Genomic DNA, 11,099 nt, shown 5'->3' on the forward strand with positions numbered 1-11,099 from the left:
CCGGCCTCATCCTGAGGAGCATTGCGAAGCAATGTGTCTCGAAGGATGGGGCGGGGGCGAACGGCAAGCGCCTCACAGCGATTGCACATAGGCCTCGTATTCCTCGCGCACGGTGAAAATATGCGCGCGCATCGCTTCGGCCGCGACCGCGCGCTGGCCGCGCAGGATCGCAACCACCACCTTGTCGTGCTCGACATAGGATTTCGACAACCGTCCGAGATTGCGAAACTGGGCGCGGCGGAATGGCTGCACGCGCGCGCGCGTCGCGTTGGCGACTTCGGCCAGATAGGCATTGTGCGCACCCGCATAGATCGCGCCGTGAAAGGCTTCGTTGATCTCGTGATGACGCTGCGGGTCTGCGGCCTGGATCAACAGGCGCAGCTGTTCGTGCACATTCTCGAGCTCGCGCCGTTCAACCGCCGTCATACGCTCGGCCGCGAGACCCGCGCAGAGGCCTTCGATTTCGCCCATCGCCTCGAACATGCCGACCAGCCTGTCTTCGCTCGGCCGCGCGACCACGGCGGCGCGATGCGCCCGCGCATCGACGAGTCCGCTCGCGGCGAGCTGACGGATCGCTTCGCGCACGGGTGTTCGTGAGACGCCGAAACGCGCCGCAAGCTCGGTTTCGTCGAGCGGCGTGCCCGGGGCCAGCACCCCGCGCACGATGTCGTCCGCGATCTGCAGCCGCAATTCCTCGGCCAGAGTCCGGCGGCTGGCATCGGCAGCGCGAATGTCGCGGGCCTGGAGGGTCATCGCATCAGCCCCGTTTCGGTGCGTCCTTGGGCTCTTCCATCAGGCTGACATGAGCGGCGACCACCCGCCAGCCCTCCGGGAAGCGAACCCAGGTCTGCATTTGACGTCCGGTGCGGCCGGGCGCCGAAGGGCGCTGATAGAGCGTCGAAGCAACGGCGAAGTCGCGGCCATAGGTGGTGATAACGGTCTTCGACAGCGTGCGTCCGAGCGCGACCGGCGAACGCGCGGAGCGAAACGCCTTGATCTCTTCGTACCCGTACAGATTTTCGGTCGCACCGTAGCGGATCGTCTCCGGAGCATCGCGGAACATGGCGTCGAGCACATCGACCTTGTTGTTGACGAGCGCATCTTCGTATCGCTCGAATTCCGCCGTGACCTCGGCAACAACGTCCGGCAGATTAATCTCAAGGGCCATTCCAGTTTCTCTCCCATACCGGTCATCTTTGATCGCGCGGGGCTGTTCTCGCCGATCCGGGACACGCTTAGCTCAACGGCGGTCGCGGTGCCATAACCGCGCCTTGCGCCTCAAGATAGTGCGCCACGCGTAACGCGATGTCCTCACGCCACGGCGCGGCGATGACCTGCACCGCGACCGGCAGCGGTTCCAGCGGAACCGGCACCGCGGCCACGGGCAGACCGATGAACGAGATCGGCTGCGTATAGATGCCGATATTCGGCCGCACCGGCATTTCGACGCCATCGAGCACAAAGGTCTGCTGACCGATGGCCGGGGCCGCGCAGGGCGTTGCCGGTGCGAGGATCACATCGACGTCCCTGAACAGCGCCAGCACCTCGTCGCGATACCAGCGCCGGAATTTCTGCGCCTTCACGACAAGCGATGCGGGAATCATCGCGCCCGCAATCAGCCGGTCCCGCGTCGCGGGATCGAAATCGTGCGCGCGCTGGCGCAAGCGGTCGAGATGCAGCGTAGCGCCCTCGGTCGCGGTGATGACGTAGGCCGCGGCTCTCGCCCGGTGCGCTTCCGGCAATTCGATCTCGCGCGATGCGCCGAGCGCTTTCGCGACACGTTCGATCGCCTGCAGCGCTTCGGGGAACGCACCCTTGCGAAAATATCCGCCGGCAATCGCGAAGCGGAGCCCCTCGATGCCGCGATCAAGCTGCGGCAGCGTCGGTTCGACCGGACGGTCCACGCAAGCCGCATCGTCGGGGTCATGGCCCTGCATCGCGTCATAGCTGATCGCGAGATCGCGGGCACAACGGGCGAACGGCCCGAGATGATCGAGGCTTGCGACGAACGGAAAGCTGCGCGCGCGCGACAGCCGGCCATAGGTCGGCTTCAGCCCGAAGATGCCACAGAAGGACGACGGCACACGGATCGATCCGTTGGTGTCCGAGCCCAAGGCAAGCGGCACCAGTCCGCCCGCCACCGCCGACCCCGATCCGCCCGACGAGCCACCGGACATCCGGCTCACATCATGCGGATTGCGCGAGGGCCCGTCATGGGCGTTCTCGCCGGTAAAGTCATAGGCGTATTCGCCCATATTCAGCGCACCGACGAGGATTGCGCCCGCGGCTTCCAGCCGCTCGATCAGGGGCGAGTCCTGTTGCGCTGGCGGCCGATCGCGGTTGATCTTCGAGCCGGCGCGTGTCGGAAGACCTTTGACGTCGAACAAATTCTTCACCGCAAAGGGCACGCCGGTGAGCGGTCCGGCCGGCCGCCCAGCGGCCCGGTCCGCATCCAGCGCATCGGCACGGTCAAGCGCCCGCTCGCCCGTCACATCGGTGAAGGCGTTGAGGGCCTGGTTGCGATTGCGGATGGCCGACAGCGCGTCCTCGACCACCGCGCGCGCGGTGAGGTCGCCGCGCGAAACGGCCGCGGCGATTTCGTGAGCCTTTGCGAAGCCGAGTTCGGACATGATTACGCTCCGTAAACCGGCGCAGGCTCGGCCTCGTCCTCGAGCGGAAACTCCTCCACGAGCTTCGCCATCCGGAACGTCACCTCGACATTGGCGCGTATCGCGGGCATCCACTCTGCTTCGATCGGTAGTCCGAGCAGAGCGGCTGACGATGCGATCCAGCGATCCGTGACATCCTGATCGTTCATCGCTTGTCTCACACAGGCGGGTGCGGGATCGCCGCCAGCAATTCCTTGGTGTAATCGGACTTCGGGTGGCCCATCACCGCTTCGGCGCTCCCCTCCTCAACGATCTTGCCGCTGCGCATCACGATCACGCGGTCGCAGAGCAGGCGCACCACATTGAGATCGTGCGAGACGAACAGATAGCTCATGCCAAGCTCGTACTTCAAATCCTCGAGCAGGTTGAGCACCACCGCCTGCACCGAAACGTCCAGGGCGGCCGTCGGCTCGTCGAGGATCACGAGTTCAGGCGACAAGGCGATGGCGCGCGCAATGCCGACACGGGCTTTCTGCCCGCCCGACAATTGGTGCGGGAAACGGTCGAGCAATTCGACGGGCAGTCCGACCTGACCGGCAAGGACTTCGCATCGTGCGCGGATCGCATCGCGTCCCCTGATATCGCTCATCCGCATGATGGGATCGGCGATCGCCCGCTCGGCGGTGAATCGCGGATTGAGCGACTCGGTCGGATCCTGGAACACCATCTGGATGCGCTTGCGCATCGGCGACTTTGCGAATTCCTTGGCCGGGATCGAGCCGATGTCCTCGCCATCAAACACCACCGACCCGGAGGTCGGATCGAGCAAGCGCATCACCATCATCGAGGTGGTCGATTTTCCGCAGCCGGATTCGCCGACGAGGCCGACGCTCTCGCCGCGCTTGATCTCGAACGAAATGCCGTCGACCGCCTTGAAGGTCTCGGGCTCCGGCAACTGATCTTTCTTGCGAAAGAAGCTGGCGAGCGAACCTGGCGCTCCCTGGCGCGGATATTCCTTCACAAGGCTCGACACGACGAGCAGCGGGGATTTGTCCTCGAGCTTCTCCTCCGCCGGATCGGGCGCGGGCAGCGGCGGCGCCGCCATGTCTTCGGGGAGAAGATCGCGCAGCGAAACGCCGAGCCGCGGCGTCGCCCGCATCAGCTTCCGCGTATAGGCATGCTGCGGCGCCTTGAAGATCGTGGAGGACGCGGCGGTTTCGACCACCCGGCCCTTCTCCATCACCACCACCTTGTCGCAATAGGCTGCGGCAAGGCCGAGATCGTGGGTGATCAGAATCGTCGACATGCCGCGTTCGCGGGTCAGCTCGACCACGAGATCCATCACCGCTTTCTGCGTGGTCACGTCGAGGCCGGTGGTCGGCTCGTCGGCAATCAGCAATTGCGGCTGGCAGGCGAGCGCAAGAGCGATCACCACGCGCTGACACATACCCCCGGACAGCTCGAACGGATAGGCATGGAAACGCTCTTCCGGTCGCGCGATCCGCACCTTCCGGAGCGCCTCGATCGCCTTCTCCTTCACGTCGGAGGGCTGCGCCTGCACATGTTGCAGCAGCACGTCGCTGATCTGGTCGCCGACCTTGCGGATCGGGTTCAGCGCGGTGCGCGGGCTCTGGAAGATCATCGACATTTCGCGACCGCGCAGGTCGCGCATTTCCCTCTCCGGCGCATCGCGCACGTCGATGCCGGAAAAGGTAATGGCGCCGTCCGCGATCCGGCCGGCGCGATCCAGGATGCGCATCACGGCATAGGAGGTGACGGACTTTCCGGAGCCCGATTCACCCACGATGCCGACGGTTTCGCCCTTGGCAACGGTGACGTTGACGTGTTGCACCGCCTTCACGACTCCGCGGCGGGTCATGAATTCGACAGTCAGGTCGCGAACATCGAGGAGCGTATTGGTCGTCATGGCTTGCTCCTTCACGTGCGCCGCTGCGGATCGACGATGTCGCGCAATCCGTCACCCAGCAGGTTGAAGCAGAACACCGCGAGCATCAGCGCCGCGCCCGGAAAAAACGCGATCCACCATTCGCCCGATACGATGAAGCCCGCCCCTTCCGCGACCATGATGCCCCATTCCGGCGTCGGCGGACGCACGCCGAGCCCGATGAAGGAGAGGCCGGCCGCGTTCAGGATCGCGTAGCCCATGGTCAGCGACATCTGCACCACCATGATCGGCATGATGTTTGGCAGAATTTGCGTCAGGAGGATGCGCCATTCGCCGTTTCCGGACAGCCGCGCCGCCTGCACGAATCCGGCCTCACGCCGGACATTCGCCTCGGCGCGGGCGACGCGGGCATAGAGCGGAAAATTGATGATCGCGGTGGCGATCACGATGTTCGTCACAGTGTTGCCGAGTGCGGCGACGATGCCCATCGCGAGCACGAAGAGCGGAAATGCCATGATGGTGTCGGCGATCCGGCCGACGATGCGGTCGGTCCAGCCGCCGAAAAATCCGGCCGCCGTTCCCGACAAACCGCCGAGCGCGAAAACCAGCGCCACCGAAGCGACCGCGATCAGCATGTCGAGACGCGCCGCGACCATCACGCGGCTCAGGATGTCGCGGCCGAGCTGGTCAGTGCCGAACCAATGCTTCGCGGACGGGGGCTGCAAGGCCGAGGTCGTGTTGCTGGCCAGCGGGTCATAAGGCGCGATCCATGGACCGAAGATCGCGCACATGGAGATCAAGATGAAGAGGCCGAAGGCGAGACCTGTGACCGGATTTTCCGAGATCACGTAGCGGGCATGGGCGAAGACCGAGGTCTGTTTGGCCGGTGCGGCCGCGGGGGTCGCATCCTTCTTAGCGGCGGCACTCGCGACCGCGGTCGCGATCGCTGCGGCCGCGGCCGGTGCGTCGGTTGCGGCGATATGGGCGGTGTCGAGATCGGGACGCTGGTTCATCCTTCGAGCCTCACGCGCGGATCGATCACGCCGTACAGAAGATCGATCGTCAGGTTGAGCAGCACGTACATGATCGCCATCACCAGAACGAAGCCCTGCACCGGCGCAAAGTCCGACGCGATCAGGGCCTCGATGGCGTAAGAGCCAATGCCAGGCCAGGCGAACACCTTTTCGACCAGGACATTCGCGCCGAGCAGAAACGAGAAGACCATGCCGAGTGTGGTGATCACTGGCAGCATGGCATTGCGGAACGCATAGGTGACGATGACGGTGCGCGGGGTGAGCCCGTTGGCGCGCGCCGTGCGTACGAAATCCGATCCGAGCACCGCGAGCATCGAAGCGCGGGTCATGCGCGTGATCGGCGCGAGCGCGAAGATGGCAAGCGTCGCGGCGGGAAGGATCAGTTGCGACAGCGAGGCGCGGAAGGTTTCGAACTCGCCGGCGAGAAGGCTGTCGATCAGATAGAATCCCGTGACATGCGGCGGCGCCGAATAGAACACGTCCAGCCGCCCGAGCGGCGCGGGAGACCAGCCGAGCAGGTAATAGAAGACATAGACGAGGATCAGGCCGGTGAAGAATACCGGCAACGAGACGCCCGCGGTCGCGATCATGCGGCAGGCGTGATCGATGAAGGAGCCTTGTTTCACGGCGGCCGCGATCCCGAGCGGCACCGCGATCAGCATCGATATGATCAGCCCGACAAGCGTCAATTCCGCGGATGCCGGAAGCCGCTGCGCGATGTCGCTGCGCACCGGCTGGCCCGATGTCAGCGACTTGCCGAAATCACCACGGCTGAGCTCGGTGACATAGCGCACGAACTGCTCGGGCAGCGACTTGTCGAGGCCCAGCGACCTGCGGACGTCCTCGATCGCCTGCGGCGTCGCCGCGGGTCCGGCGAAATAGGCGGCCGGATCGCCGGGCAACACGCGGGTCAGAAGAAACGTGACGATGATCACGCCGATGATGGACGGGATCGTCGTTGCGAGACGCTTGCCGATTTGCCGGATCACGAGCTGGTCCTCTTTGCCACCACCGCGGCCTTCACCTCGCCCTGAAGGGGGAGCTCGGCGGGACGAAGCCCGACGGGTGGGAGTCAGTCCCTGTCGCCTGGATTGATGCCCCCTCCCCCCTTCCAGGAGGGAGGGAGCACACGCGTTTTGCCGTTACGACTTCACCAGCGCCCGATAATCGAGGCGGCGGTGGAACCAGTATTGATAGCCGGAGATGTTCTTCTGCATCGCGACGTTGGAATACGGCTGATAGAGCGGGATGCGCGGGATGTCGGCGAAAGCGAGATCGACAAACCCTTTCACATCCTTCTCGTATTTCGCCTTGTCGCCCACGGCCGCCGCATCGACGGCGCCATCGATCAATGCATCCATGGCCTTGGACTGGTAGCTCATGGTGTTGAAGATCGAATTCTTGCCGTGATAGCACCAGATGAAGAAGTATTCCGGATAGTCGAGCCAGCCCGAGAACACGTTGGTGTAGAGCGGCAGCACCTTCTTGTTCAGTTCGGTGCGGAAATTCGCGCCCGGGATCTTGTTGATCGTGCACTTGATGCCGATCTGGCCGAGCGCTTCCTGCACCAGGATGCAGAGCGGTTCATTGACGCCGGCAAAGCCGAGATCGAATGACAGCGTGGTCTCGAAGCCGTTCGGATAACCGGCTTCCGCCAGCAGCTTCTTGGCCGCCTCGATATCGGTCTTGTATTTCGTCGGCTGCGGCCAGGCGACTTCGGTCGGCTTGTCGGGCGCCGCGCCATAAAGCGGCGTTGCAAGGCCGAATAACACGGCGTCGACGATCTTCTGGTACGGCAATGCGTAGGCCACCGCCTGCCGCACCTTCAGATTGTCGAAGGGCGGCTTGGTGACGTTCATGCCGATATACTGGCAGCCATTGGAGAACGGCGTCGACACGATGTTGAGCTTGCCGGCGTCCTTGAGCTCCACGAAATCCTTGTTCGGCAATTCATAGGAAATGTCGGCGTCGCCGCGCTCAAGCAGCGCGCGACGATTGCCGGCAGACGGCACCATGCGCCAGATGATGCGCTTGGTCTTCGGCAGCGGGCCGCCCTTCCAGCCATCGAACCGCTCCAGGATGACTTCGGAGCCGGGCGTCCATTTGGTGACGCGATACGCTCCGCTGCCAACGGTGTTCTGCTTGGTGTATTCGAGGCCCCAGGGATCCTTTTCGGTCGCGTGCTTCTTCACGAGTTCGGAATTGTAGATGGCCGGCACCACCACCGCGAGGTCGGGGATGGTCAGGCGATCCTTCTTCATGAAATCGACGCGCACGGTGTTGTCGTCGACGACAACGAATTGTTCGGGCTTGGTCAGCGAACCCGCGCCCATCTGGAAGGTCGGGAAGCCGCCCACCGAGACCGCGCGATCGAGCGACCACTTCACGTCCTTGGCCTTGACCGGCGTGCCATCCTGGAAGGTCGCGTTCTTCTTCAGCTTGAAGGTCACGGACATGTCGCCGATGTTCATATCGTCGGCGAGTTCAGGCTTGAACTTGTCCTTGTCGTAATAGGGCTGGCCGGCCGGACCCGTCTTCATCTCGTGGCTGATCAGGCGGTCGTAGCAATTCCACGCCACCTCGTAGCCCGGCACGTTGGTGCCCACGCCATGAATATCGATGTTGTTCGGACCGCTTTCGGAGACGACCAGAATGGTCTCCGATCTCGCCTGCGCCTTGGCCGGCGAGAAAATCGCCGGCGCGCCGATGGCCGACGTTGCAGCAATGGCAGTGGTGGATTTCAGAAATTCGCGGCGATTCATTCTTGTGCCTCCGGGTCCCTCTGTGCTCGGCCTCGGATGCACTCCCGCAAAGCTTGTGCCAGCTCGGGCACGGCGGGGCGGAAATTTCATAAAGCAATGATCGCGCGAATGAATTCCTCCTTCGCAAGCGTCAGCAGCGCCGGCAGCGTCAGCGGCCACCAGCGCGGCTATTGCATACAATAGGGTTATTTGTGATTATTTATTGAGCAGATAACCAAATTGAGCAGGGGCCCCGGGCGCGTCACTTGCGCTTCTTGGCGCTTCGCTTCTTCGAAGACCGTTTTGGAACCTTCTTGCCCTCGGACCGGGCCTTGGACAACCCGATCGCGATCGCCTGCTTGCGACTCTTGACCTTGCCGCCGCGGCCGCCGGGCCCCGACCGGGCCTTGCCCCGCTTGTAGTCGTGCATCTCCTTTTCGACATCCTCGGAGGCGCTGCGGGAGTATCTCCGGGACGATTTTTTGCTGGATCTCTTGGCCATATGTTTTCTCCGATGCGAGGAACAGGCGGGAAACGCCGGACGTTCTTCCGGCATGACACGATTGCGCACATCCCACGATCCAAGGCGCTCCCGACGCCCGAAACGGCTGGTTCGGGCATTCGACGATGACGAGACCGACGAGACGATCATCGGACTGGGCTTCATCGACACAAGGAACGCCCCCGAAACGGGGGGCTCGGCTCAATCCTCGACCCAGGATTGAAGTTCCCGCTCGCCCGTAATCGGCGACGATAAGTCAGCCAAACGGCACCTCGGGACGCGATCTCGTCGGTCGAAGCGTCCGCCGCGCGTGATGTTCCGGAATTGAGATCGCGGCCGGCGGATGCTGTATTCACCCGGGCTTTGTGCACATCCATCACGTCCAATTGTCGCAGATGGGCCGACGGTCTTTACCCACCTGCAATGATAGGGTCCTGAGAATCGCGAACGCGATCAAGACCGGCATGCGCAAGGCAATCGGAAGGGGGCACTTTCAGATGAATGAGCCACGGTGGATGAGCGGGCCTCCGCGCGGCATTCTGATGGCGACCGATCTCAGCTCGCGCTGCGACCGCGCGCTCGACCGGGCCGTCCTCCTCTCGGAGCAATGGCAGGCGAAGCTGACCATCCTGCATGTTCTCGAAGATCCGGCGAGTTGGGATGACGAGGCACCCGCTCCGTCATGGCGGCGGCCCCCCGATCCGTTCGCGATCGCGCAGCGCAGGCTGGTCGAAGACGTCGGACCCGCGGCCATGTCGGCCTCGCTGGTGGTCGAGGAAGGGGTGCCGAGTGAGGTCATACAACGCACCGCCGAAGCGCGCGGCTGCGATCTGATCGTCACTGGAATCGCGCGGGACGAACCGCTCGGACGATTTTTGCTGGGCAGTACGGTCGAGCAATTGCTGCGAAGCTCCGCCCGGCCCCTGCTCGTGGTGAAGAACCGGGCCCGGCATGCCTATCAAAACATCCTGGTGGCAACGGATTTTTCCGAAACCTCGCGCCACGCGCTGGAAATGACCGTCAAATATTTTCCGGGGCAGGCCTTCAGAATCTTCCACGCCTACGAGGCGCCGCTGAGCGGCTTCACCACGGATACGGCATCATATCGCAGTCAGTACCTGACGGGGGTCGAGGCGCAGTACAACGCCTTCGTCAATTCATCGCCGTCCGCCGATTTAATCCGAAAGCACGCCACCCCATTGCTGGAATTCGGCGCGCCGGATCGGCTGCTGCGCGACTGCGTCAGGGAAACCGGGGTCGATCTTGTCGTTCTTGGGACGCAAGGGCGCAATGCGCTGTTCGAAATGATCGTCGGGAGCGTCGCCAAGCAGATCATGGCCGAGCTGCCGTGCGACGCGCTGGTGCTCCGTGAGCCGGATGCGGCGGCCGAGTCGGAATGACCTTGGATCACTGCGCCCGAACGTCTCACGTCTCGGGCGCTTCGACGAGGTGTACGACGCCGGCCACCTGATCGACCGGCACGATGAAAGCGAGCCCGTGTCCCGGCGCGGTGAGTTCGGCGGCGCGCACGATCTCGGCGAGGATCGTCTCCGAGATATCCCGCGGGACCAGCGTCAGCACGATTTCCTTCTCCGGCTCGATCTGGATGCCGAAGACGCGCTGCTGTTCGTTGCGACCGATGCCGCGTCCATAGACAACGGTGCCGCCATGCGCGCCGGCCTTCATCGAGGCTTCCAGCACCGTGTCTCCCCAGCCCTTGCGCACGATACTGACGATCAGGCACGGATTGAGCATCCTGGTCACTCCGGTTGGCGAGTCTTCAGACGAATGGCAACACCCAGCATCATCACTGATATGATCGGGGCAAGCGCGATCAGGGCAATGAAGCCAAAGCCCTCGACGACGATATTTTCACCGCCGATCGCGCCCGCCGCGCCAAGGGCCAACGCCAAAAGGAAGCTGTTGGCGAGGGGGCCGGTCGCGACGCCGCCGGCGTCCGCTGCAATCGCGACAAAGTCCCGGTCGCTCAGCCACAGCAGCACGATCGCAAGAAGATAGCCGGGCACCAGGAGGTACAACAAAGGGATCGCGAACACGATCCGCAGCATCCCAAGGCCCACCCAGACCGCGACGCCGGCGCAGACCGCCAAAAGCAGCATGCGGCTCGGGATTGATCCGCTCGACCTGTTTTCGACCTGCTCGGCCAGGATGCGGACGGCAGGTTCGCCCCATGTGGTGACAAATCCGAGCAGCACGGCGACGAGAACGACGAGCCAAACGTGGTCGATTTCGCCGAGGGCCTTCCCGACCGCGCGCCCGAACGGAAGAAAGCCAATGCCGATCCCG

The 11,099-nt window shown here is 63.6% G+C and carries 12 protein-coding genes; 1 reads left to right on the forward strand and 11 read right to left on the reverse strand.

The features are described 5' to 3' along the window. Positions 1 to 72: 72 nt before the first annotated feature. The 9 genes from VN004_RS02685 to VN004_RS02725 all read right to left on the reverse strand — a co-directional run bounded on the left by VN004_RS02685 (position 73) and on the right by VN004_RS02725 (position 8,792). The gene (locus tag VN004_RS02685) at positions 73 to 753 is read right to left on the reverse strand and encodes a GntR family transcriptional regulator (protein WP_325606754.1); all 681 of its coding nucleotides are present in this window, start codon (positions 751 to 753) and stop codon (positions 73 to 75) included. 4 nt (positions 754 to 757) lie between these two features. Continuing rightward, positions 758 to 1,168 (reverse strand): oxalurate catabolism protein HpxZ, encoded by a 411-nt coding sequence (hpxZ, locus tag VN004_RS02690; RefSeq protein ID WP_325606755.1) that lies wholly within the window; start codon positions 1,166 to 1,168, stop codon positions 758 to 760. A 67-nt stretch (positions 1,169 to 1,235) separates the two neighbouring features. Beyond that, positions 1,236 to 2,630, reverse strand: coding sequence for an AtzE family amidohydrolase (locus VN004_RS02695; protein ID WP_325606757.1), 1,395 nt, complete (start codon positions 2,628 to 2,630; stop codon positions 1,236 to 1,238). 2 nt (positions 2,631 to 2,632) lie between these two features. Further along, positions 2,633 to 2,818 (reverse strand): DUF4089 domain-containing protein, encoded by a 186-nt coding sequence (locus VN004_RS02700; protein ID WP_325606758.1) that lies wholly within the window; start codon positions 2,816 to 2,818, stop codon positions 2,633 to 2,635. An 8-nt stretch (positions 2,819 to 2,826) separates the two neighbouring features. Continuing rightward, positions 2,827 to 4,536 carry an ABC transporter ATP-binding protein gene (locus VN004_RS02705; protein ID WP_325606760.1) on the reverse strand — a complete coding sequence of 570 codons (1,710 nt, stop codon included), beginning with the start codon at positions 4,534 to 4,536 and terminating at the stop codon, positions 2,827 to 2,829. Between the two features lie 11 nt (positions 4,537 to 4,547). Further along, the gene (locus VN004_RS02710; protein ID WP_325606762.1) at positions 4,548 to 5,528 is read right to left on the reverse strand and encodes an ABC transporter permease; all 981 of its coding nucleotides are present in this window, start codon (positions 5,526 to 5,528) and stop codon (positions 4,548 to 4,550) included. Next, entirely contained in the window at positions 5,525 to 6,538 is a 1,014-nt protein-coding gene (locus VN004_RS02715) for an ABC transporter permease (RefSeq protein ID WP_325606764.1), read from the reverse strand. The genes VN004_RS02710 and VN004_RS02715 overlap by 4 nt, the downstream gene beginning before the upstream one ends. Before the next feature lie 153 nt (positions 6,539 to 6,691). After that, positions 6,692 to 8,311 (reverse strand): ABC transporter substrate-binding protein, encoded by a 1,620-nt coding sequence (locus VN004_RS02720; RefSeq protein WP_325606766.1) that lies wholly within the window; start codon positions 8,309 to 8,311, stop codon positions 6,692 to 6,694. 241 nt (positions 8,312 to 8,552) lie between these two features. Then, on the reverse strand, positions 8,553 to 8,792 hold the full coding sequence (locus VN004_RS02725; RefSeq protein WP_325606768.1) for a DUF6496 domain-containing protein: 240 nt from the start codon (positions 8,790 to 8,792) through the stop codon (positions 8,553 to 8,555). A 515-nt stretch (positions 8,793 to 9,307) separates the two neighbouring features. On the opposite strand from VN004_RS02725, the gene VN004_RS02730 reads away from it, so the two are divergent. Continuing rightward, entirely contained in the window at positions 9,308 to 10,192 is an 885-nt protein-coding gene (locus VN004_RS02730; protein ID WP_325606769.1) for a universal stress protein, read from the forward strand. A gap of 25 nt (positions 10,193 to 10,217) precedes the next feature. Here VN004_RS02730 and VN004_RS02735 read toward each other — a convergent pair whose 3' ends face one another. Next, positions 10,218 to 10,547, reverse strand: a complete 330-nt coding sequence (locus VN004_RS02735; RefSeq protein WP_325606770.1) for a P-II family nitrogen regulator — start codon at positions 10,545 to 10,547, stop codon at positions 10,218 to 10,220. A gap of 5 nt (positions 10,548 to 10,552) precedes the next feature. Then, a partial coding sequence (locus tag VN004_RS02740; protein WP_325606772.1) for a DUF1538 domain-containing protein occupies positions 10,553 to 11,099 on the reverse strand: 547 nt, incomplete at its 5' end.

Source organism: Pseudorhodoplanes sp. (assembly GCF_035565855.1).
Lineage (GTDB): Bacteria > Pseudomonadota > Alphaproteobacteria > Rhizobiales > Xanthobacteraceae > Pseudorhodoplanes.